The sequence below is a fragment of the Vibrio sonorensis genome, assembly GCF_001854765.1.
Classification (GTDB): domain Bacteria; phylum Pseudomonadota; class Gammaproteobacteria; order Enterobacterales; family Vibrionaceae; genus Vibrio; species Vibrio sonorensis.
This window is the reverse complement of the sequence record NZ_LJJE01000092.1, coordinates 287,564-309,344: the sequence shown is the minus strand read 5'-3', so window position 1 is coordinate 309,344 and position 21,781 is coordinate 287,564. Positions and strand designations below refer to the sequence as shown.

Genomic DNA, 21,781 nt, shown 5'->3' with positions numbered 1-21,781 from the left:
AATATCAATTATCATCCTAAAACAAAGAACAAACAGGTAATGACGATGAAAGACATCCTTTCTCAATGGTTAGAACGCGACCCAGATCCACGTACTCGTGAAGAACTGCAATATCTGGTCGATGAGAACATGCAAGACGAGTTGAAAGACAGATTCCAAACCAGATTAGAATTTGGCACGGCAGGGCTGCGTGGCAAAGTGGGTTGCGGCTACAATCGAATGAATCGATTAGTGATTCAAGAGACGGCTGCTGGACTGGGCCATTATCTTATCGATACTGTTGATAAAGCGTGCAAACGCGGTGTTGTCGTAGGCTATGACGGTCGCACCGATTCTAAACAGTTCGCCCATGACACGGCATCAGTATTAACAGCACTAGGCATCAAGGTTTACCTAACTCATGATGTCGCAGCTACACCAATCGTTGCATTTGGTATTGAAAAATTTAACGCAGCGGCCGCTGTGGTTGTGACCGCTAGTCACAATCCTCCCGAATACAACGGTTTCAAAGTGTACTGGGAAAATGGTGCTCAAATCATTCCACCCCATGATCTCGGTATAGCGTCAGAAATTGACATTGCCGCGACACGAGCCATTCCCCTTATGTCGCTAGATGATGCTCATTCGCATGGTTTGTTAGAGTGGCTAGGAGAAGATTACTATCAATCCTATCGCAAGACCCTAGGTAATAGTGAACTTCTAGCCGGTGATTCCGACCCTTCTTCGATCACCATTGCGTATACTGCTATGCACGGCGTAGGCGCGAAAATGGCAGAAACACTTCTGCACGACGCTGGATTTAAAAATGTCTTGAGCGTAAAAGAGCAGAGAGAACCAGATGGCACTTTCCCTACCGTAAACTTCCCCAACCCTGAAGAGGCGGGAGCCATGGATATGGTAGTAGAACTAGCAGATTCGGTAGACGCTCAACTTGCTTGCGCTAACGATCCCGACGCGGATCGATTTGCCGCTGCCGTTCGCTTACCCGAAGGTGGCTACAAAATGCTAACGGGTGATCAAGTCGGCGCTTTGTTTGCTCAGTATCTACTAGAAAGAAATGGCGAAGCTCCTAGTCTAGTTGGCAACACCATCGTATCTTCTAGCCTGCTGGGTAAAATTGCTCGCGTCCACGGAGCGCAATATTACCAAACACTAACTGGATTTAAATGGCTCACTAATGTCGCCATGCACAAGCAAACCGATGACTTACCTTTTTTATTTGCTTACGAAGAAGCGCTTGGTTACACCATAGGAAATACCGTATGGGACAAAGATGGCTTGTCTGCTTTGGTTGCTTTTGCTCAACTATCCGCGGAGATCTATAGCCAAGGCCAGACTATTTGGGACAAGTTAGAAACCTTGTATCGAGAACATGGATTTTATGTCAATGCACAGCGAAGCATCGCCCTATCACCAGATACACCACCAATTGGCGATCAACTCAGAGCCAAACCGCCAAAAGTGATAGCGGATCGCAAGGTTGAAGTCATTGAAGATCTCAAGGCGTCTTTGCGCTTTGATATGGTAACAGGTGACACCGATGCTATTGCTTTGCCTGCCAGCGATGTACTTATCTATCACCTTGAAGGGGGTGCGCGTGTCATCGTTAGACCGTCCGGTACCGAGCCTAAGATCAAGTGTTACTACGAAGTAGTTGAAAGCTTTGAGCAGACGGAATCTTTTGAAAAAGCGCAAAAACGCGCTCAAGTAGCCATGGATAAACTCATCTCCGAGCATCAGGAGAGTTTGTAAACTAACAAAGCCCAGTTCAATGAGCTGGGCTTCTATCTTGGGTACAGCGTGAAGGCTATATTGTCTGTGCTTAAACAATCGCCTTTTGCAGGAAAATCTTATCGACGCCCGCGGTCGGGAAGCCGCGATATCTACCAACCACTTCAAAGCCCAACTTTAAGTAAAAGCCTTCTGCCTGAAAGGTATAAGTATCTAAGTACAAGTGGGTAACTCCACGGGTTTTCGCTTCTTCTTCCATCGCTTTCACAAGCTGGCTACCTACACCTTTACCACGTAAGCTATCATCCACCCAAAGATATTCGATAAAACAAGTGTTGGTGTAGATTTCTGCGGTAAGTCCACCAGTTATCTTTCCTGATTCATCCTTGTGAACACAAGCGTATTCTACGACATCCTCTGCAGGGAGGTGGCGCATGTTATAGCTTTTTAACTCATTGTAAATCGTATCTTTAATCGCTTTATCCGGCGATGCAACGAGCTCAATACTCATAAGGACTCCTTTCTGAAATGATCATATCGAGTGAGATAGTTTTTTTGGCTAGTGCCTATTTCTTTAAAGCAAATGTGAAATATCGATCGAACTTAACACCCAAACCGCTAAGCCAAAGAAAACAACACCCATCACCTTGTGTTGGTACATGCGAAAACGCGGGCTCTCCAACAGGGGCTTACCTAACAGGCCCACCAAAGCAACCAGCAAGAGATTAAACAACAAACCCAATACATTCAATAACAAACCTAAAGCTAGCATCTGTTCACCCGAACTTGCGTCGATCGCAGTAGACACAAACTGGGGTAAAAACATAACAAAAAAGACCAGAGCTTTAGGGTTGAGAAGGTTACTTAACAATGCGCGCTGATAAAAAGACTTTGCCATTGTCGAACCGCTGTTCATAGACGGTGCCTGTTCTGCTTGCGCTCGAATACAGCCCCAACCTAACTTCATCAGATACGCCCCACCGAGAATGTTTAGCACTAAGAGCGCGGTAGGACTCATAGCGATCAGTGCGGATACACCCAAGGCCGCTAATAGGGTTAAGATTATGCCAGAGGTCGCATTGCCTAAGCTGGCAAAAATACCCACTCGTTTTCCGTAATTAATACTAGAGCTAGCGATAAGCAGCATATCTGGCCCAGGCAATAGGAGAAGAGCGATAACTGCCGTCAAATACAGTGGCAGGATAGAGAGATCAATCATTCGTTTTTTCGGGAACGGGAACAGGGGCGCGATTGTCCGATCAACATGAAAAAATTTCAATATAAAACCAATTTAATTGATTTAATTTCAATCAATAAACTTTTACCCATAAAAATTCATCGTTTAATGGGCAATTTTGTACAAAAAAAGTGATAGCGAATGCGTTACACTGAATCTTCAGCACCACACTCAATGGCAAAGGCATGAGATGACTCAGAAAAAACCAGCGAAGGAACAAGCGCGATTTCAGATTGCCAGCGAGCTGGGTGGCCTTGAGCTTTTGGATGCCAGTTATAAAAACCAAAACTTCTCTCGCCATAGCCATGAAGGATATACCGTTGGAGTTATTGAGCAGGGAGCACAACAGTTTTATCGCACTGGGGGTAATCATGTCGCCCCTCAAGACAGCATCATTTTAGTCAACGCGGATGAGGTACATAGTGGACAGACGGCCACAGAAGGTGGCTGGTCTTACAAAGCGATGTATCCCCTCCCTGAGCAGTTTGCCGAAATTACCCGTGACTTGGGTATGGCCAACTCTGGTATTCCCTATTTTCCTGATCCGGTGGTCTACGATGCCGAGCTCGCAATGCAACTGAGACTGGTCTTTGAAACCTTGTCCCAATCAGACAATCGCTTGTTAAGAGAAACTCTGGTCTACGGTACGCTTGTTAAATTAATCAGCCGACATGGAAGAACTAAAAAAGCCCCACTGGAAGTGACGGGTACCGCCCAACGCTTGCATCGTGTCAAAGAGTTTCTAGATGATTTCCCCCAAGCGGATGTCTCTCTTGAGGAGCTAGCTAGACTGGCGGGGCTTAGTCCGTTTTACATGGTGAGACAATTTCAAAAGGCTTTTGGTTTTCCTCCTCATGCATACCAAATCCAAAGTCGCTTGAGAAAGGCAAAATCGTTAATGAAAAGCGGTCATAAGATTGCCAGTGCTGCAATGGAAGCTGGTTTTCACGACCAAAGCCATTTCCATCGCCACTTTAAAAAAGCAATGGGCATTACACCTAAGCAATTTTTGCAATCCGCTGATAAGCTTCGTCTGTAACTTAGCGCAATTTTGTGCAATCTAAACACTTTTATCACAACTAGATTAAAGACATTCTTCATCAACCGTTGTGATTCACATGGAAACTCAAACATTGAACTCAATACCAAACTCATCTCCAAGGGGGAAGTTGTTCTGGCAAGGCTGTGTTGCGATGACTCCACTTAGTATTGCTGTCATCCCTTGGGGTCTACTGGCCGGATCGTATGCGATTGAATCTGGGTTAAGTATGTGGGAAAGCCAAGCGCTCTCCGCTATTCTCTTCGCTGGCTCGGCACAATTGGTGGCTACGGGTATGCTCAAGGCGGGTGCTAGCTTAATGACTATGTTGATCACGACATTTTTCATAACCTCACGTCACCTGCTTTACAGCGTCTCTATGAGAGAGAAAGTACGTTACATGCCGCTTAGATGGCGCTTGTCTTTGGGCTTTTTACTCACCGATGAGCTGTTCGCTATTGTTGGGCATCAATCAGAAAAACAGTTCCAACCTTGGTACGCTCTCGGCGCTGGATTGAGTTTTTATCTCTGTTGGAATGCAGCCACCTTAGTGGGCATTTTTGCTGGTCAATACATTCCCAACATGAATGAGCTCGGTCTTGAATTTGCGGTTGCAGCGACATTTATTGCGATTGTGGTACCCAATATCAAGGGCCATCCCGTGATCACTGCCGTGGCTGTTTCTTTAGCTTTATCGGTACTTTGCGCCCATTTCAACATTGAGGGGGGACTCATCATTGCCAGTTTAGGTGGAATGTTGGCGGGCTTTGTTACAGAGAAAGGAGTAAAGTCATGACTCTGTTGTATATTCTTGCCATGACCGCGTTAGTCTTCACCAGTCGTTACCTGTTCTTAGAGCCTAAATTACCGCTCAGATTAAACGCTCAAGTACAGAGATTACTGCAATACTCCAGCCCTGCAGTACTAACCGCCATTTGGGCACCCATTGTTTTTCTACCTGAGAACGAACTCTGGTTGTCACCCGCGAACCCGTACATTCTGGGGGCTATCTTGGCTGCACTTTTGGCATGGTTCACTAAAAATGTTTTACTGACTACTCTGGTCAGCATGGGAGCGTTTTTGATTTTAAACTACTACTTAACCTAGTCGCTTTGAAGTTGAGCCTAGCGAACGTCGCCTTAGGCTTACCTCTTTTACTCAGCTAGCCACTCGACTTCTATCAAAGTTTTTTCATCGCTTTTCAAACGCGCTAGGAAAACATCACCGCGGTGAATTTCACCGACACCTTTTGGCGTTCCTGTCATAATGATGTCGCCGTCTTGCAGCGTCATATAGCTCGACACTTCATCTAAGATGACGAGTGGCGGATACATCATTTGCTTCACCCCGCCTTTTTGCACTCGAACGCAGTTAATAAAAAGCTCTATTTCTAAGCTTTCTAGAGGGATATCAGTAAGGGGAACGAAGCGGCTGAACACCGCACTACCGTCGAAAGCTTTGGCTTTTTCCCACGGTAAACCCTGCTCTTTTAAACTTGTTTGTAGCGTGCGCTTGGTTAAATCTAGTCCTAAACCAACTGCATTCAGGGCTCCGTCTTTGACGACAAAGCAGATTTCCCCTTCATAGTGGAGCGGTTCTTGATGGTAGGCGGTCAATGTATGAGTGATGGCCGTTGAAGGTTTGTTAAAGATGACCATTTCTGAAGGAACAGCATTGCTCAGTTCGTGGATATGCTCTAGGTAATTTCTACCAACACATACCACTTTTGATGGGGCAACGGAATACTCCCCGACTCTCACTGTTTGCATATTCTCTTCCTTGACCTTCGCTTGGAGAACAGATTTTAGCCAAAACCCGTATCAAGAAAATAAAAACTATGCTTTCAATGATTAAAGTGAGTCGGGGATCTTATTTTGCTTTAACTTAGCCTTTATTAAGGCATGACGTGCTTTATAAGTCAGTGCTCGCTTAGCCTTGCTCAGCAAACTGGATGAGCGTGTCGCCATCCATGCGGTAGCTGATCCACTCATTTTGAGGTTTGGCGCCAATGCTGTCATAAAACTCAATGGATTTTTGGTTCCAGTCAAGAACTGCCCACTCAAAGCGACCACAATCTTTCTCTACCGCAATTTGTGCAAGATGCTTCATGAGCGCTTTGCCCGCACCTATTCCTCTTTGTTTTTCAGTGATATATAGGTCTTCTAAGTACAATCCGTACTTTCCTACCCATGTCGAATAGTTAAAGAAGTAAACGGCAAAACCAATCGCTTCACCCTGATATTCACAAATCAAACCATGAGCATGTACTTCTGAACCAAACAACCGCTCTTCTATTTGCTCAACAGTGTTAATAACCGAATCGGCTTCTTTTTCGTAAATGGCCAACTCATTAATAAAGTTCAAAATGGTTGGTGCATCGGCTTTGGTCGCTTTTCTAATGGAAATGGTCATCCGTTACGTCTCTCTAGATGTATTAACTGTACAAAGCTAAGTGTAAAAGGAATAATCATATGAATGAAGTGCATTGTATTCACACATCAAATGAAGGTCGTACATGATTAATTTTTCAAACCTAGATCTTAACTTGCTCAAACTTTTTGTAAGCTTATACCAAACTGGCTCAGTGACGCAGACCGCCGAAGCGCTCAACCTAAGTCAGTCTGCATGCAGTCACGCCCTCACCCGTTTAAGAGAGAGACTCAACGACGAATTGTTCGTGCGAGTGGACAATCAGATGTTGCCCAGTGAATACGCGAACCAACTTGCCGCCGATATCGTCCCAGCGTTCAACGCTATCAAAAACGGAATTGAAACCTCGCATCCTTTTACCGCCAGTGACAAGCATACCTTCCGTATCGCTGTCACTGATTATACTTCTTGGTGTATGCGCAAATTTGTCGCCTATTTAAGTCGCCAATTTCCTAGTGTCGATATTGAGTTTGTCCAGTTGGAACAAAGGCTTCCTGAACTAGCGCTAAAGGAGGGAGAAGTAGATTTGGTGTGCGGGTTTGCTCATCAACAAGAGTCGAGCGAAGCACTATCGAGTCTTATCTGGTTGACCGACTCTTATGTCAGTGCACGATGTCAATCTCACCCTGAGCAGGGAGATTTGCAGTTAGAGGCTTTTCTTTACTATCAGCACATTTTAGTGACCCCTTGGAATGAATCCAGAGGCATCATTGACCTATCTCTCGCCAAGGTGAAGAAGAAACGCGATATCGCTTTAAAAATGAACAGTGTATTAGCCGCTGCTCATTTTCTCCCTGACACCACTTATTTGCTATCCATGCCTTCACTTTACGCCAGTCACATAAGTAGCCGCTTGCCCATTTTGCTCAGCGATTTACCTTTGCAAGTTCCAGACTATCAACTGAAACTTTATTGGCATAAAACTCGCGACAAATCCGATAAGTTAAATTGGTTTATCGACGAGTTTTCGCGCTTCCATCAATGTTAATCAAAACAGACGGACGCCCATCGCGCCAAACCGGCCGTCACCGAACCAAAGTAGTTGCCACTGACAATTTCGATGTTTGGCAAAATGCAGCTTACCGATTGTCTCAGAATGGGGGATCGGGCTGAACCTCCTGTCATGTAGATGACATCTGGCACAATGTTACTTTGCTTTACGGCTTCCTTGACGAGCTGACTCACTTTTTCGGTCGGTGTCGCTATCGCCTCTTCAAGTTCAGATTGAGTGACAGACACTGCTAGCTGTTCGTGAATAAGATCTAAACGTGCGTCAAACTCTTCAACGCTTGCCAACTGGATCTTGGCCTGTTCTGCTTGCCTTACTAAGGCATGGCCTAAAGTTTCATTGTGAAGCAACATCAAGCGCGCCAGCTTTTTAGGTTCTGTGGCGTCTTTGTAAAGCTGTTTCAAAACTTTGTAGTTGTCCAGGGCGTAAAATGCGCGCTGAGCTTGAACATCGTTAATCGCGATTGGATTCCAAAATTGCGTAGTCGGCATCTCTAAACCTGATTGCTTTTTAGAACCAAACCCAAACTCTTTCATAAAGGTTTTAAAGGTTAAATGGATATCCAGATCATTACCGCCAACTCTTTGCCCTGTATGGCCAAGTAAAGTGGATTGCCGCTCTTTTTTACCAAGCCACGAAGGTCCCATTCGAATCATCGAGCAGTCAGTCGTTCCCCCGCCGATATCGACGACTAACACGTTTTTGTCTTCTCGAAGCGTCGCCTCAAAATCTAGTCCTGCGGCTACTGGCTCGAACTGAAATTCCACTTGTTCAAAACCTGCGCGCTTTGCCGCCCTTGTTAAGATCCCTTGAGCTTGAGCGTTCGATTCTTCACCGCCCCGCCCGAGAAAGTTCACCGGCCTGCCAATTACCGCTTGATTGGCTTTTTCTCCAATCTGTTTCACACAAGCTTGGCGAATGTTTGACATCATTGCGCATACGAGATCTTCAAATATCGACAACTGCTCTGGGCGAAGACCCGCTACGCCTAAAAAGGATTTGGGGGATTTGACATAATAAGTGTCTTTAGGATCTTCAAGGTATATATCTAAAGCGGTTTGTCCAAATTTGATATCCTCATCTCCCACGTCAATACCTAAATCCTTATTGGTATTAATCGCTCTACGCAACACGCCTTCACCGATTTTGTCACTGGGTGATATGTTCAAACATCGAAAGAGATATTCTGACACCGACTCTGCCGTCGGAGCACTTAATGACGAACTTATGTAAAGCGATTCCCCATCAATAGGTAACGGAACCACTTTGCCCTTTTCTAGATAAGCGACGGAACAATTCGCCGTACCATAATCAAAACCTATCGCCATTACTCCTCCTTATTGTGAAAACTTTGGGTGCTCTGTTTTCAATGTGTCACTATTACTGCCGTCAACCAACTTGCCGCTAAGCCCTAAGGCTGTCCATCGAAAACTCCAGCCACCACGTCTTTGGAAGACTAAAGAGGGCAGGTAGCTCGCAAAGTCGAGTCGACAGGCTATTCATGGAATATTGAGATCCTTTGATTATGCAGTGATAAGCAAAGAAAAAGGTCGGGCAGTATATAGATTAAGCAAGTGTTTGAGAAGCACTTTGGCAAAGTTAGCGGGGGACGGAACTTCCTTGTTCCCATTGAGTCTGTGAAAACTGGTTAGGTACCTACAAACTCGCAGGTACTAACAGGTTCAACGAACCTTGATTCTCTTTTAAAGCAAGCACATAACTCGCCAGTTTTTCTTGTTTGATTCGCTGTAAGAGCTCTGTTTTCGCTTTTTCACCAAAACGGATATTTTCTTTTTCTAATCTTTGAAGATCAAAAACGTTAAAACGAAGCACTTCGCAACGAATAAGCTCCTTAGCTTCGGACTTAATCAACCTTTATCAGCTAATAGTGCCATTGCCATATTGTACAACGTTGTGTAGTCCATTTGATTGCGTCCTCTCAGTAAAGTCGGGGCAGAGTATAGAGCCTCTCTATGACAGTTTTGTTTACTCATCATGGCTAAAATTACTCAATTCTGATATTTGTTGATCAGACAAACTTTGCAGTGATGTCGCTTTTTCTACCAATCCCGATACACTGGTTGCTGTCGCTTTAATCGAGTCCGAACAAAGGACGATATTTTGCGAGATCTCACCCGTCACATTTGCCTGCTGCAACGAAGCTGATGCAACCATTGCATTGATATGGTTGATGTTTTCGATTTCGCTAATAATATTTTCAAAAGAGCGATCGGCTTCTTCATTCGCCTGAGAGCTGATTTCCAATTGCTCAACGGTTTTCTTGATTTCTTCCGTCGCAACAAAAGACTTTTCCTGTAAGCGACTGATCACTTCCTTAATGCTTTCTGTTGACTTCTGTGTTTGGGCAGCAAGCATTCTTACTTCATCTGCCACCACCGAAAAACCTCGTCCCTGTTCACCAGCTCTCGCCGCTTCAATGGCCGCATTCAACGCCAATAGATTGGTTTGCTCTGAAATGTTGTGAATAACATCGACCACTTTACTGATTTCATTGGAAGACTCGTGCAGCTCGACTACGATATCATTGCTGGTCAACACGGCTTCTTTCGTCAATTGACGACTCTCTTTGGCGTTCTCTAGCTCTCGTTGTCCAATTTCAATCGCATTCACAACTTGGCTTGCACACGCCTCTGCTTGAATCGCTTGCTCACTGACTTCTTTAGACGTACTAGCGAGCTCAGTTGTAGCCACGCTGATGAGTTCGATTTGTTCTAGTTCTTTATTCGAATTTTCACTCAGTGTATTCACCACCTTTTGCAGCTCTTGACCTTCTACGCTCAATGAACTGCCTATAGTTCTGAGGTTACTCACTAACGTTGCAAGTGTTGTTCTAAAACTCTTGAGGGACTGACTGATTGATATAATTTCACTACTACCAGACAGGGTCGGTGCATTAACCAAATTTCCGTTAGAAAAGGACTCTAACGTTTCAGTGACTCTAGTAATGGGCTTACTCAATTTGGACAAGTACAGACTAAACAGTATTGCGGCTATCATACTCAAAGTAAGGGTAATACCGAGCGCTTGGGCAACCGCGACTTCCCGCTCCTCACCAGAAAACTGAAGAGAGACATCCACCCTTTCACTCAGTTCTTGAGTAAATGCCTCCAACTCTCCAATCAAAGCTTTTGCACTTCCGTCAACTTGGTTTAACCACTTATCGTATTCGTGTTTACTGATGGTTTTGTACTTACTATAACCATCTATGTAGTGCTCGAATTTGCCTACGGTTTGGTAATACGCTTCAAACAGATCTTTCCGTTTGTCAGCTCCTGCCGTTCCATCGTCAATAAACCCTTCAACTATGCCTTTATGCCAATTAAGCAATTGATCACCAAACTCTTCTTGCGTTATACGGTTAGAAAGCATCTTGCTAAAGCTAAGCCGAGTCCTCCAAGTAGACATTACTTCATACTCATAGACGTTCTTAATGTGGTCCGCTGCCATTCCAATACGCTGATCGGAATTAGAGGCGACTTTATCTAAGTTCATTAAAATCAGAGTTGACGACGCCGACAACAAGGCACATAAAATCAGCACCATACTCACTATCTGCTTACTTAATTTAATGTTTGCTACTTTATTTAATATTTTCACACTGAGATTCTCATACGAACATAAGGTGGCACCCATAGTAACCAATTAACTTTTTTTATTAACGGCAATGTATTTTATATAAATAAACCACCTGCCTATAAAAATATAAGAAACCTCCTTAAAATATGTAGGAATAAGACTACACACGCTAGTAATTGCATTACATATTGTATTCCCCTGACCTAAGCATGACATAACCATGACTTAAACCTAACCAATAACAACAAATATAAAAACTCAAACAAACGAAAATTTAGGGTATAAATATGACTTTATTTAGTTCTATATTAAAACAGGGAAGGAGTATTAATGGACTGACTCAGCAAACCTTATTAGATAAACTGGTTGAATATTCGGAGTCCTTTGCAACTCTTAACCTAACAACTCTATCGCGCTGGGAAAGAGGGATTACCACGCCATCTCCAAAACGCCAGTCTTTGATTGCGAGATGCCTAGACATTGACGAAGAAAAAATTCTTAAGCACCGTAGCGATTGTCCAAGTGCTCATCCTATAAAAACCAATGCTCGCGAGGTGTGCGAAAGGAGCTACCACCAACCATATTATGATCTTGACGATATTTTGCACGTAAAGGTTTTAACTGAGTCTGAAAAAATAGAAGACTATAAAAATGCGATTAATCATTACGTCAATAAGTATCTAAAAGCTGAAATAGAAATGCCAAGTTCCGTTGTGAACAGCACCTTAATTTATTCAACGTCTTCACAATTAATCGGGCATATGATTGCAGGCGTTGTTGATTACAATGATTATTTAAAATGTAAAAGTCACAACACTCAATTAAAAGATCTCGTTCAACTTATAAAGCCTTTCGACACCATGAAAAGTGATAGAGAGTATACACTGGTTATTCCCTGTTCACATGCAATGGATGCCAGAGCACGAGCACATATGTTGTTATATATCTACGACACATTAATAAAAAATAGAAATATAAGAAACTTAGTTCGAACCTGTACGTCTCGTATCTACTTTCCAATATACTGCAATGACCTCAATGCCAAGGTGATAGGTGTAGGCATGCCAATTGAATCGTTTAATGGAGTGAAATGGCGGAACAAAAGGTATTCTTATACGTTATTAGACATTGATGCTGCTGACGTCACGAGTAACAAGGGAATAAAATACTGCTCAGAGTGTAAAATTAACTTTGACGCGCCGATCACAAGTGAAATACTTAATTATCAATCACTGTTAAACTGATAAAAGTAAGCGCCCTTACTTATGGGCGCTTACTATTTAGGATATCAAACTTTCTATATTAATCGTTTGATTTTTTGAATAAAGCTATGGTCCTGAGGACGTTCAATCACATTAATTTTGTCATTTACTCGATAACCAATACCTCGTTCGGTCATTATAATGTTATCGATTCCAATTGATTTAAACTTCCTTCGCAACGAGTGGACGATAACATTAACATGATTGTATGTTATCGCCCGTCCATTTGCTTTATTCGCGTCTGCTATATAATCTCGATGACTTGAACTCGGATAGTTAGTTAAAATTGAGTTGAGCACGCCAATTTCTGTAGCAGATAGCAAAATTGACTTAGCTTCTGACGAAAGTAAGTGTCGGTTGGTATCTAGGGTAATTTTCATGGCCACCTGTCGCTATTGTTGTTAAAGTAAATAACACTTCTAATCTAATTAAGAAGTGGTCAACTTTAATATTATGAAAGGCTTAACCTACCAAAAAGAGCATTAATAAATAAAAACCATATTAATGCCTATTAATTATAAACGATAAAATAATCCTGACTGCATCTTAATATTAGACTTATCAGCCCCTTATGATATTACGGTTTGTAAATACTCCCTTCGACTTAGTTTATGGCTGTCTTCTGGAGCAATATCGTGTTCCAAGGTCTTATCAAGCTGCTTTATCAGTGTGTAAAGGCTCGACTTCTTTAAAACCATATGCTCATCATCGAGATACAAGTGACTGCAATAACAACCGTCCTCCAAAGTGATCATGACTCTTCGATAATAGTATGCATAACCCTGAGACAACATAACTTATCAACCTTATTACTTTCCGATATTTCAATGAAAGAAAACCACCAGCCTAGGGCCAGTGGTTTTCTTAAGTAAGAACAGCAACAATAAGATAAAGGTTAGAACCCCACATAATTCCCTACCACCTAACCTCATTGTCTCTGTTCTTTGCTAGCGGTAGAAGGGCGGGATAAATCAAAGCCAAAGTTCACTTACTACCTTGCTAAGCCTCTTCAATTTAGATTTGTTGCCTAACAATTTACAGAGCATTTTCCGGCTCTTTCCCAAAAATTGTGACATTGTCTTCCGATTATCAAAGTGATCACTTCGCTTTCATTCGCAGTTAGATGTGATGAATATAAAAATGTGTTTCATTCAGGGGGGTGTATCTTTACACAACGAGTTACAGCTCATAGGAAAACCCTTCGTAAATCGTATTTCGAACATAGGAAGACGCGTACATTGCAAATAACACCATAAGACTGAGTAACGAAACTAAATATCCCACGGCCATGGTTTCGTAGGAACGATAAGCCTCATCGAGCGTCATAGTCAGATTGCTATTGATCTCTCTGACAAATGCTTGAAGCAGATCTTCTAACGTATTCGCAGAGTGTTCGGTTTGTTCAAACCAATCATTCAGTTCAGTAATATTAATTTCGCCATTTTGGTATTTGCCGAGTTGTTTAGGTGAGTTTTTCAGGTGAAAGTAGTAATCATTGATCACTTCCATTCTTTTATCTGCACGTATTGAGCCATCATCGATAAAATTTTTAACTATACCTGTATGCCAAAGTTCTACATCTTCGATAAAGGACTCTTTGCTTAACGTAGAGCCTGAGTTATACAGCAGATCTTTCAGTTTTAATCGAACATCCCAAGTGGTATTCATTTCAACACTATAAACTTGCATCACTTTTTGAGAAGCCAGATCGATAGCTTGATGGCTGTCATCCAATGAGTTCATGACATAAGCGAACCCTCCTCCTGCAGCAATAATGTAAACAGCAGTCATAATCACAATGATATTTTGTATTCTCTTCTTCACATATGGAATTTCATTCACCATTTTGAGCTCTTAGTAAGTTGTGGGATTTAATACAAATTAACCAAGCCCAAAAAGAATTTTTATAGCCAAACAAAAAGGATATTTTATTGGGAACGCCAATTTCACTGGATAAGTAGCGAGGACGTGTGGCCACTGCTAGATCAATAAATTCAATCCAAAGATATTTACCACTAAAAAACTTGAGCCAGCACTCTTTTGAGCTCTTGATCTTCGATGGGCTTTCTCAAGTAATCGTGACAGTATTTTCGAATCTCTTGCTCTTCTTGGATAAAGCCGCGTGCAGTAATGGCCACAATGGGCAAACTAGGCCACTTAACTCTCACTTTTTGGCTGAGCTCAATCCCATCCATTTTGGGCATTGAGATATCCGTCAGAACTAAATCAAATGTTTGTTTTTTAAGGATCGATAATGCCTCAACGCCATCTTCAGCCTCCTGAATCACAAAGCCAAACTTCTCGAGTTTTAACTTAATGACATCGCGATTAAACCCTATATCATCCACAACCAATACCCTTTTGTTCGCCAAAGCTTTCATGTTGGTCACCAGTGGTTTTTCTTTAGCAATCTCAGCTTCCTCACATGACGAAATTTGATTCAACCTAAAGCAAAACTGGCTTCCCTCATCCACCGAACTTTTTACTTCTAGCTCACCGTTCATTGAATGCACTAATCGTTTAACGATTGCTAAACCCAAGCCGGTGCCCGACAGCGAATCTTGGCTTTTAACTTGCTCAAACACGTTAAAAATTGTCTCTAGTTCAGATTCTGGTATACCTCGTCCAGTATCAGAAACGCAGAACTCTAAGTCCCATTTTCCGCTTTTCTCCTCCCCTTTGATATCCAATACAACCGTTCCTTTCTCGGTGTACTTAACCGCGTTACTGGTTAAGTTGGTTAAGACTTGATTGATACGTATGTGATCCAATAAAAGGAAGTCTGGAAGGTAGGGTTTGACAAAGACTTTGAGATCAACCCCTTTAGCCGTAGCCTGAGCGCAAAACGTGGACTCTAATCCAGCCGCAATATCCACAAGTGAGGTTGGTTTTACAATGATATCCAATTTGTCTTCGTCAATTTTAGTGAGATCAAGCAAATCATTGACTAGATAGAGTAAGTTTTTTCCAGATGCGGCAATAGAATCAACTAAGTGGCTATCTCGTTCACCGTGTTTTCTTTCTTTAAGTACTTCCGAAAAACCTATGATTGCATTGAGTGGGGTGCGTAATTCATGCGATACATTCGCCAGAAAACGTGTTTTCGCTTGATTCACTCGCTCAGCTCTATCTCTTGCTTCCGTTAACTCTTTCGTTCTCAGCTCTACTCTTTTTTCAAGATTATTGACCAACTCTGAAATGTGTTTGGACATGTAAATAAAGGCCCGTTGCAGCCGCCCCAACTCATCCTTTCGCATTGTTGATTCATCTTTCGAATCTATGATGTATTCACCGCTAATCACCTTGTTAGCCCACTTTTCTAGCTCGGTGATTGGATTTGTAATGTGCTTGGCTAGAACCGAGAGTACTATGGCTAAGAGCGCTGAAAAGATTAATGTCCCAACAAACAAACGCCTCAACACCGTGCCAGACACCATTTCGATAATATCGAAAATTTTGTCTAACGAACTGATAAGATAATTTTCGTGTACTACAACAGCCAACCGCCAGTTGATGTTATCGACGGGTGCAAAGCCGACGACTAATCCACCAAGGTCTGTGTGAACGTCTGCAATACCAAACTCCCCTGCCGTTACTCTTTTTAGCGCATCAATCATTTCTGAGTCTGTCACTAATCCGTTGTCGATTTGCTGTAGCTCTTTTTTCAAGTATTCACGAATACTGTTATCACTCGCGATAAGCTGAGCTTCGTCATTTATAAGAAAATAGCGAAAGTATTTGAGATCTTCATCGCTCAATATATTGTGTAAAAACTGGTCCATATTTATATGGACTTCTATCACGAACCTCTGTTGATCTCTTTCCGTTACAGGAAACCTTACCGAGAGGCTTTTAAGTTCGTTAGAGTGAAAACGACGGATAAAGTGATGATCGGCGTCATCTGGCATAGATTGAAGAGACTGGTATTGATTATAGCCAATAGGCGTGGTTAACATTCTCGGCAAAGAGACCTTTGACTTATTTTTTAAATCGAAGACCACTATTTCACTTACTAAATCATAACTAATGCGGCGAATGCCTGCCAACAAGACGCTATTGTCATAATTTCCATTGAACTCCGAACTATCGACCAACTGCCGCAGTTCGTTTATCACCACTCCCACCTGAGAGCGGGCTAATTCGACTTCTAGCTCTATTGACTTGGTCTTAGAGTCAACTAACTGCATGATAAAGTCGTGACTCAACCCATAGAGCAGTTTACTGCTCTCCTCTTCCAGAGCTTTAGCAGCAAACATGATGGCATTAACGGATATGACGATCGTAACAATGACATACACTGTCATAGTTGAAAAAATCACACTACCTATCTTTTTGGCCAACCTCATATGGTTATTCCTCAGTCAGCAGCAAGGAGTCGAGTTCCACTTCCAACGAAGCAAGAGCTTGTTCAATCGGTAAATCTCCAGAAATGGCTTTGCTAATGTAATTGGCAAACACCTTGAGTAATTCTGGGGCTTTTTCATGCTTAAACCAGAGCTGAACTCTGGGTAGAACTTGCTGCTCAACTTGTGCTTTTTCTCGATTGTAATCTTGATAGGCCACGCTATTTAAAGTTAAGGGCATAACGGGATCTGTACCAGAACTTCCATACATGGTGTTGAGCTTTAAACGCATCGAAGGTTGGAATGCGAAGCGAACAAAAGCACTTGCAAGTGCCTGATTGTCAGTTTGCTTCGATATCCCCATCGACCAACCAGCATTAATTGGATAGAGTTGGTTCGAATAGAAGTTCGGCAGAGGTGCTATTCCCCAGTCATCTACGATTTTGGAACGGGTTTTATCATTAGCCATATTCGAAACATCCGCCCACTGTTCCACCATGGCAACCTGACCATCCAAAAAAGCATTTACACTGTCAAAAAAGGTCATTTTGTCCGTTGACGCATCGCCGAGGGTTTTAAGTCAATCAATTGTTGAATAGACTGATGAGCGACACTCCAATCAAAAACGAGGTTTTTATTGGAATCAAACACTGCAGCACCAGAGGCAAAATATCGATTAAAAAATCCAGACAACACCAAAAAATCACTGGGAAAAGCCATAATCGTCGTTCCGTAGGCTTGTGGGATTTGCCTTTCAATGGCTTCGCTCGTCTGGTTAAACTCCTGCCATGATCTTGGAGCTTCAATTCCGAGTGATTCAAACCAAGAGCGTCGATAGATGATAAAATGCGTGTCTCCATCGAATGGGATCGCAAACAGTGAGCCATCAACGATATTTGATTTCCAAAAATTATCTAAAAAATCGACTCTTGATATTGGTGCTCCTAAACCACCTAACTTAAAAAGATCAGGATTGTTATCCAAGGCCAATAACCATTCGTCTTTAACCAATCTTTCGGTGTACAGAATCGGGAAAACAATTACATCTCCCTTACCTTTTAGGTTATTTAAATCAAAGCTTTTGTAGTCGTACCGTTGAATAAGAACAGAGATACCCGTTAATTCTTTAAACTCTTTTGCGAGTAATCGTCCTGCTTGCACATGGGTGTAGGGAAGCAAAACAGAAACCACTTTATTGCGCCGTACTGAGTTTCGATATTGGATTTTCTTTGTCGGTTTACCTGCATCGATTTCTTTACTTACCAGCGTTGAAGTTACTGCACCACTCGCTCTTTCAGGCAAAATTGTCAGCACAACGACCATTGCCAAAGTCAAGAACGACGATAATAGGGGATAGTTGGTTTTGACAGTCTCTTTAAATAACATCACACGCTTCTCCGAATAACCTTTTGAAGCCCAAGTTATCTTCAAATATTTGCCCACCCCGTATAACTACCTTTCCCCGACTATGTTGATTGGCTTATCACTTTCGACAACCTTGTGCGACTTACCACTAACGGTGTTCCAATAATAAAAAGGTGTTAGATTCGATTTCTCGCTTTAAGACACGGGCCGAATAAGCTGGGTCAACGACTTTACTGTATCTCTCAAGAGATAGGCTGATCTTTGCTAACCGAACCAAGCCCGCAGTATTCGCCACTCCCTTCACTCCGTGTGATAGCGCTTTTAGATCATCTGAGGTACGTACTGGAACACCAATAAAGTCCACTAAGGTGAGTGCTAATTTTTCGACCAACATTAGACCCGCTTCGCTACTTGGATCGCATCCAGTATTTAAGGTAAAGACCTCACAATCAAACCACGCTTTCATCGCGATTCTCCAACACGTCTAGCAATGCATGCATAGGAACAGGCTTTGAATAGAGGAATCCTTGGTGAAAGTTGATACTCATTTCTTTGAGCAATCTGGCTGTCGTTTCGTCTTCTACCCCCTCTGCTACAACCTCTAAACCATGTTTTTTACAAAAACCGGCCAAAAGTTTCACTAGGTCAAAGGCCTGATTATTACTCAACATGTTTTGTATTAAATGCTTGTCCACTTTTAGCGAATCAAAGTTCATGGCTAACAAGCGGTTCATATTAGAATGGTCAGAACCAAAGTCATCCAGCGCGACAAGGGTTCCTGCTCTGCGAAGTTTATCAACACCTTCAAAAAAGACGTTCTGGCATAAATTCATCTTTTCTTCCGTCACTTCTACGCAAAGGCGATGACTGTCAATTGAGTCGTTGAGTGCGATGATCCTTGCTATCACTTCTCCATCGCACAACAAGTTGGGAGAAATGTTAAAAGCGATGGTTACTTCATGATTTAAATGGCACAAAACCTTATGGTAATCAGATTCTAAGGTTTCGATCACGTGCAAAGAGAAGCGTTTAAACTCGTTTACCTTTTCTAAATGGGGTAAAAATATATCGGGAGAAACCACACCTCCGTCTGCGTCAAACCAGCGTGCTAACGCTTCAACACCCACCATTTTATTAGATCTTGAATCAAACTGAGGCTGATAGACGAGGCCGATTGGCATCTTTTCTTTTAACGTGTTTGGTGCCAGATTGTTGTTAAAGTTCACATCAAGTGACAAGGGATCTTGAATAGACTTAACGATTGAAAATAAGGTCTCGCTGTTCAAGGGCTTTTGAAACGCACCCAGAACTCTTAATCCATAGAGCTTTGATAAATTAACAACGGACCGAATGATAAAACCCTCTGCTGAAGAGCAATACACGATATCAGGTGGCTCTGGCAGTTTGCTCAGTTCAACAGTCAGTTCCACCCCGTCTTTGTTTGGCATCATAATGTCGCAAATGACCAAATTAATGCTGAGAGACTTAATGGTTTTAATCGCCTTTTCAGCGTCCTCCGCCTCAAATATTTTCAAGTTGCTATCAGCTTTAGTTAGGCTGTGTTTTAAAACTTCTCGAACAAACAAGGCGTCATCTACAATCAGGATACTCTTCATTTTTTGCTCCTTAGTACCTAGTGGTTTCTAAGCTGCTAAGAGGCGAGCTTACAATGTCAGTTTTTGTAATTTGATAAGCTCTAACTCTTTCTGCTCCTATCACGTATACTTTTTCATACTCGAACCCGAGCTTTTCCATGTATCGGTGCGTATCGTAGTATTCAGACATGACCGTTGCCCTACAGTCGACAAACGGCAACGCGATAAACTCGTACACAAAGTCGCCCAACACAGAAAATAGGCCTTCCCCATCGACAGAGAAAAAACTCATCACTGTCATTTCATTCTTATTAAATTCAACCTTTTCATCACCAGAAATTATTTTTGACAAATCAGACTTATTACCTAAGAAATAAAAAATGTGTCCTATAATTTGCAAATCATCAACAACGATCTTAAGCCTCGCATTTAAGTGGTTTATTGCCGTCGTTACTAAAATCTCTGGGCTCACATTAAGATCTTGGCTTAATTCATTTAACATAAAAGAGGTGTTAAAAACTTTGTTTAACACAGGTCGGTAACACGGGTCATTATTAATAACGGAAGATATGCTATTACTTTTATCTATTAATAAGCTTTTTCGTCGACTTAAGTAGGAAACATCCGTATAGATGGCACCTTTAGCAGTAAAATTTTCTACCTGCATATCGCTCAAGCACGAGCGTCGTTCAAATTGAAGTATTTCTGATAGGCTATACCCCAAAACCTGAAGTACATCATTTTGCCGCTTTCTTGAAGGCAAAGTAACACCGCGTTCCCAGCGGCTTAAGGTAACCATATCTAGCTTGACTAAAGACTCGCAGCTATTTTGTAAAAGCTCCACCATTTTGCTTTGGGTGATTGCATTTTCTTGGCGAAAAGATTTTAAAACAGTTGAAAAGTTTTTCACGTTCAGACTTGCCCTTGTTATTGACCGATAGCACTTTTATTTGAACAAAACTTTATTTGCTTATGGACAGCCGGTATATGGCACAATTAAATATAAAAATAATCATATGCCTTTGGACGTATAAATTTGAATACAACCGTATGATTATCATTAAATCCAACTGGCGTATTTATTTTTTTATAAGGGAACAAAAAGACAATAATTATCTAAATCGTAAGGAGGAGTGAAATTATTATTAGTAGATAATAATAATAATAAATTAAGTAAAACAAATTTGGTTCAATTTAATGTGTAATGTTAGGTTTATCAATCACTAAAATAATAGAGAAAGAAAATAGCTCGATATGTCGTCATCGCAGTAGCTAATAGAAACTTAGCGGAAGATAGAACTCTAACTCAAAACACTCATCGCCCTCCAAAAAATGGTTCTTGTGATATTCAACGTAGGCAGGGGTAGAACGCATTTTTAGTCCAGAAGTCGGTAGCCACTCTTCCATAATTTTACTCACTTGAGGTAGCAACTCACCGTATTTTCCTTGTAGTGAAAACACGCCGTACAAACCACCAGGGATCACTAGTTCATTGACTTTTCCACGGTGAGATAAAGAACCTTCGATCTCGATACATGCGACGTACCTACATTGATCTAATGGTATCCAAGCCGGATTAGAATGATGGAGCCCAAATTGCCTGTCAAAACATCTTCCTTCGTGTTTGGCCCAAGCCTGAAGCAACAGCCAAGCCTGTTTAATTGAACGTCCATAGCCTTTGTGTCTAACATAAGCGACTTTTCTTGCCTCAACCTCTACTATACGAGGTTCCGCTAGGGGGTCTTTGGCTACCTTGCGATAACCCGCCGCTATCTCACTGTCTGAAAGGTAAGGTTTATCATTGGTTTCAATGTCGCCCTTACGCCACTCTCCCGGGGATACTTGGAATCGCTTTTTAAATACTCGGCTAAATGATGATACAGATTCAAAGCCGCAGTTATTTGCCACTTCTAGCACCGTCAAATCAGAGGAAAACATTAGTTGATTAGCTGCATATTCAATGCGAACTCTACGAATATAAGCAGCCACCGACTCCCCAACTACATCTTTAAATACTCGATGAAAATGCTGTTCAGAATAGGCGGCTATTTTTGCTAGCTCTCTAGCACCGAGATCACTGCTGATATCTCGATGTATATGATACAAGACGTCGTTGATTCTCGACTGCGCGTTTGGCTTCATAATAAATAGCATAAATGGACATGTTCAACAG

Annotated in this window: 23 protein-coding genes; 6 read left to right on the top strand and 17 right to left on the bottom strand. The window is 42.1% G+C overall.

The genetic code is table 11. From position 1 onward, the window contains the following. Positions 1–45: 45 nt before the first annotated feature. Positions 46–1,752 carry a phospho-sugar mutase gene (locus BLO31_RS17260; protein ID WP_070969747.1) on the top strand — a complete coding sequence of 569 codons (1,707 nt, stop codon included), beginning with the start codon at positions 46–48 and terminating at the stop codon, positions 1,750–1,752. Between the two features lie 70 nt (positions 1,753–1,822). Here BLO31_RS17260 and BLO31_RS17255 read toward each other — a convergent pair whose 3' ends face one another. Both BLO31_RS17255 and BLO31_RS17250 read right to left on the bottom strand, forming a co-directional pair. After that, entirely contained in the window at positions 1,823–2,242 is a 420-nt protein-coding gene (locus tag BLO31_RS17255; protein WP_070969560.1) for a GNAT family N-acetyltransferase, read from the bottom strand. A 63-nt stretch (positions 2,243–2,305) separates the two neighbouring features. Beyond that, entirely contained in the window at positions 2,306–2,950 is a 645-nt protein-coding gene (locus tag BLO31_RS17250) for a LysE family translocator (RefSeq protein WP_070969557.1), read from the bottom strand. A gap of 208 nt (positions 2,951–3,158) precedes the next feature. On the opposite strand from BLO31_RS17250, the gene BLO31_RS17245 reads away from it, so the two are divergent. From BLO31_RS17245 to BLO31_RS17235, 3 genes are all read left to right on the top strand, one after another. Further along, positions 3,159–4,007: an AraC family transcriptional regulator gene (locus tag BLO31_RS17245; RefSeq protein ID WP_070969554.1), complete on the top strand. Its 849-nt coding sequence runs from the start codon at positions 3,159–3,161 to the stop codon at positions 4,005–4,007. 79 nt (positions 4,008–4,086) lie between these two features. Continuing rightward, complete coding sequence (locus BLO31_RS17240; protein WP_070969550.1) at positions 4,087–4,803, top strand: AzlC family ABC transporter permease; 717 nt, start codon at positions 4,087–4,089, stop codon at positions 4,801–4,803. Beyond that, positions 4,800–5,114 carry an AzlD domain-containing protein gene (locus BLO31_RS17235; protein ID WP_070969547.1) on the top strand — a complete coding sequence of 105 codons (315 nt, stop codon included), beginning with the start codon at positions 4,800–4,802 and terminating at the stop codon, positions 5,112–5,114. Before BLO31_RS17240 ends, BLO31_RS17235 begins: the two co-directional genes overlap by 4 nt. A 47-nt stretch (positions 5,115–5,161) precedes the next feature. Here BLO31_RS17235 and BLO31_RS17230 read toward each other — a convergent pair whose 3' ends face one another. Beyond that, the gene (locus tag BLO31_RS17230; protein ID WP_070969544.1) at positions 5,162–5,776 is read right to left on the bottom strand and encodes a fumarylacetoacetate hydrolase family protein; all 615 of its coding nucleotides are present in this window, start codon (positions 5,774–5,776) and stop codon (positions 5,162–5,164) included. Positions 5,777–5,936: 160 nt separating this feature from the next. Further along, positions 5,937–6,419: a GNAT family N-acetyltransferase gene (locus BLO31_RS17225; RefSeq protein WP_070969541.1), complete on the bottom strand. Its 483-nt coding sequence runs from the start codon at positions 6,417–6,419 to the stop codon at positions 5,937–5,939. A gap of 103 nt (positions 6,420–6,522) precedes the next feature. Here BLO31_RS17225 and BLO31_RS17220 point away from each other — a divergent pair, with 103 nt between their 5' ends. Beyond that, positions 6,523–7,425 carry a LysR family transcriptional regulator gene (locus tag BLO31_RS17220; protein WP_070969537.1) on the top strand — a complete coding sequence of 301 codons (903 nt, stop codon included), beginning with the start codon at positions 6,523–6,525 and terminating at the stop codon, positions 7,423–7,425. Here the strand turns inward: BLO31_RS17220 and yegD are convergent. The 3 genes from yegD to BLO31_RS17210 form a co-directional block, all read right to left on the bottom strand. Beyond that, positions 7,422–8,774, bottom strand: coding sequence for a molecular chaperone (yegD, locus tag BLO31_RS17215; protein WP_070969532.1), 1,353 nt, complete (start codon positions 8,772–8,774; stop codon positions 7,422–7,424). The two genes, BLO31_RS17220 and yegD, sit on opposite strands and share 4 nt — an antisense overlap. A gap of 328 nt (positions 8,775–9,102) precedes the next feature. Further along, positions 9,103–9,318 carry a hypothetical protein gene (locus tag BLO31_RS23610; RefSeq protein ID WP_139159046.1) on the bottom strand — a complete coding sequence of 72 codons (216 nt, stop codon included), beginning with the start codon at positions 9,316–9,318 and terminating at the stop codon, positions 9,103–9,105. 114 nt (positions 9,319–9,432) lie between these two features. Beyond that, entirely contained in the window at positions 9,433–11,064 is a 1,632-nt protein-coding gene (locus BLO31_RS17210; protein WP_175443248.1) for a methyl-accepting chemotaxis protein, read from the bottom strand. A 266-nt stretch (positions 11,065–11,330) separates the two neighbouring features. On the opposite strand from BLO31_RS17210, the gene BLO31_RS17205 reads away from it, so the two are divergent. Next, complete coding sequence (locus tag BLO31_RS17205; protein WP_070969524.1) at positions 11,331–12,287, top strand: helix-turn-helix domain-containing protein; 957 nt, start codon at positions 11,331–11,333, stop codon at positions 12,285–12,287. A gap of 53 nt (positions 12,288–12,340) precedes the next feature. Here the strand turns inward: BLO31_RS17205 and BLO31_RS25250 are convergent, their stop codons facing one another. The 10 genes from BLO31_RS25250 to BLO31_RS17160 form a co-directional block, all read right to left on the bottom strand. Next, a complete protein-coding gene (locus BLO31_RS25250; RefSeq protein ID WP_070969521.1) occupies positions 12,341–12,685 on the bottom strand; it encodes a winged helix-turn-helix domain-containing protein in 345 nt (114 codons plus the stop codon). Positions 12,686–12,874: 189 nt separating this feature from the next. Then, the gene (locus BLO31_RS23605) at positions 12,875–13,099 is read right to left on the bottom strand and encodes a hypothetical protein (RefSeq protein ID WP_139159045.1); all 225 of its coding nucleotides are present in this window, start codon (positions 13,097–13,099) and stop codon (positions 12,875–12,877) included. Positions 13,100–13,484: 385 nt separating this feature from the next. Continuing rightward, positions 13,485–14,150, bottom strand: coding sequence for a hypothetical protein (locus BLO31_RS17195; RefSeq protein ID WP_070969518.1), 666 nt, complete (start codon positions 14,148–14,150; stop codon positions 13,485–13,487). A gap of 170 nt (positions 14,151–14,320) precedes the next feature. Continuing rightward, positions 14,321–16,651, bottom strand: coding sequence for a response regulator (locus tag BLO31_RS17190; RefSeq protein ID WP_070969515.1), 2,331 nt, complete (start codon positions 16,649–16,651; stop codon positions 14,321–14,323). 4 nt (positions 16,652–16,655) lie between these two features. After that, a complete protein-coding gene (locus BLO31_RS24935; RefSeq protein WP_070969512.1) occupies positions 16,656–17,195 on the bottom strand; it encodes an extracellular solute-binding protein in 540 nt (179 codons plus the stop codon). Beyond that, positions 17,192–18,034, bottom strand: a complete 843-nt coding sequence (locus BLO31_RS24930; protein ID WP_070969509.1) for an ABC transporter substrate-binding protein — start codon at positions 18,032–18,034, stop codon at positions 17,192–17,194. The genes BLO31_RS24935 and BLO31_RS24930 overlap by 4 nt, the downstream gene beginning before the upstream one ends. Positions 18,035–18,161: 127 nt before the next feature. Then, positions 18,162–18,479, bottom strand: a complete 318-nt coding sequence (locus BLO31_RS17175) for a hypothetical protein (RefSeq protein WP_070969506.1) — start codon at positions 18,477–18,479, stop codon at positions 18,162–18,164. Next, complete coding sequence (locus BLO31_RS17170; protein ID WP_070969502.1) at positions 18,463–19,629, bottom strand: EAL domain-containing response regulator; 1,167 nt, start codon at positions 19,627–19,629, stop codon at positions 18,463–18,465. The genes BLO31_RS17175 and BLO31_RS17170 overlap by 17 nt, the downstream gene beginning before the upstream one ends. A 10-nt stretch (positions 19,630–19,639) precedes the next feature. Then, entirely contained in the window at positions 19,640–20,518 is an 879-nt protein-coding gene (locus BLO31_RS17165) for a helix-turn-helix domain-containing protein (protein ID WP_070969499.1), read from the bottom strand. Positions 20,519–20,880: 362 nt separating this feature from the next. Continuing rightward, complete coding sequence (locus BLO31_RS17160) at positions 20,881–21,750, bottom strand: AraC family transcriptional regulator (RefSeq protein ID WP_070969744.1); 870 nt, start codon at positions 21,748–21,750, stop codon at positions 20,881–20,883. Between the last annotated feature and the right edge of the window lie 31 nt (positions 21,751–21,781).

Excerpts from the sequence above, each read along its gene's own strand:
- BLO31_RS17260 (WP_070969747.1), top strand. The coding sequence starts at position 46 with ATGAAAGACATCCTTTCTCAATGGTTAGAACGCGACCCAGATCCACGT.
- BLO31_RS17255 (WP_070969560.1), bottom strand. The coding sequence starts at position 2,242 with ATGAGTATTGAGCTCGTTGCATCGCCGGATAAAGCGATTAAAGATACG.
- BLO31_RS17250 (WP_070969557.1), bottom strand. The coding sequence starts at position 2,950 with ATGATTGATCTCTCTATCCTGCCACTGTATTTGACGGCAGTTATCGCT.
- BLO31_RS17245 (WP_070969554.1), top strand. The coding sequence starts at position 3,159 with ATGACTCAGAAAAAACCAGCGAAGGAACAAGCGCGATTTCAGATTGCC.
- BLO31_RS17240 (WP_070969550.1), top strand. The coding sequence starts at position 4,087 with ATGGAAACTCAAACATTGAACTCAATACCAAACTCATCTCCAAGGGGG.
- BLO31_RS17235 (WP_070969547.1), top strand. The coding sequence starts at position 4,800 with ATGACTCTGTTGTATATTCTTGCCATGACCGCGTTAGTCTTCACCAGT.
- BLO31_RS17230 (WP_070969544.1), bottom strand. The coding sequence starts at position 5,776 with ATGCAAACAGTGAGAGTCGGGGAGTATTCCGTTGCCCCATCAAAAGTG.
- BLO31_RS17225 (WP_070969541.1), bottom strand. The coding sequence starts at position 6,419 with ATGACCATTTCCATTAGAAAAGCGACCAAAGCCGATGCACCAACCATT.
- BLO31_RS17220 (WP_070969537.1), top strand. The coding sequence starts at position 6,523 with ATGATTAATTTTTCAAACCTAGATCTTAACTTGCTCAAACTTTTTGTA.
- yegD (WP_070969532.1), bottom strand. The coding sequence starts at position 8,774 with ATGGCGATAGGTTTTGATTATGGTACGGCGAATTGTTCCGTCGCTTAT.
- BLO31_RS17205 (WP_070969524.1), top strand. The coding sequence starts at position 11,331 with ATGACTTTATTTAGTTCTATATTAAAACAGGGAAGGAGTATTAATGGA.
- BLO31_RS25250 (WP_070969521.1), bottom strand. The coding sequence starts at position 12,685 with ATGAAAATTACCCTAGATACCAACCGACACTTACTTTCGTCAGAAGCT.
- BLO31_RS23605 (WP_139159045.1), bottom strand. The coding sequence starts at position 13,099 with ATGTTGTCTCAGGGTTATGCATACTATTATCGAAGAGTCATGATCACT.
- BLO31_RS17195 (WP_070969518.1), bottom strand. The coding sequence starts at position 14,150 with ATGGTGAATGAAATTCCATATGTGAAGAAGAGAATACAAAATATCATT.
- BLO31_RS17190 (WP_070969515.1), bottom strand. The coding sequence starts at position 16,651 with ATGAGGTTGGCCAAAAAGATAGGTAGTGTGATTTTTTCAACTATGACA.
- BLO31_RS24935 (WP_070969512.1), bottom strand. The coding sequence starts at position 17,195 with ATGACCTTTTTTGACAGTGTAAATGCTTTTTTGGATGGTCAGGTTGCC.
- BLO31_RS24930 (WP_070969509.1), bottom strand. The coding sequence starts at position 18,034 with ATGTTATTTAAAGAGACTGTCAAAACCAACTATCCCCTATTATCGTCG.
- BLO31_RS17175 (WP_070969506.1), bottom strand. The coding sequence starts at position 18,479 with ATGAAAGCGTGGTTTGATTGTGAGGTCTTTACCTTAAATACTGGATGC.
- BLO31_RS17170 (WP_070969502.1), bottom strand. The coding sequence starts at position 19,629 with ATGAAGAGTATCCTGATTGTAGATGACGCCTTGTTTGTTCGAGAAGTT.
- BLO31_RS17160 (WP_070969744.1), bottom strand. The coding sequence starts at position 21,750 with ATGAAGCCAAACGCGCAGTCGAGAATCAACGACGTCTTGTATCATATA.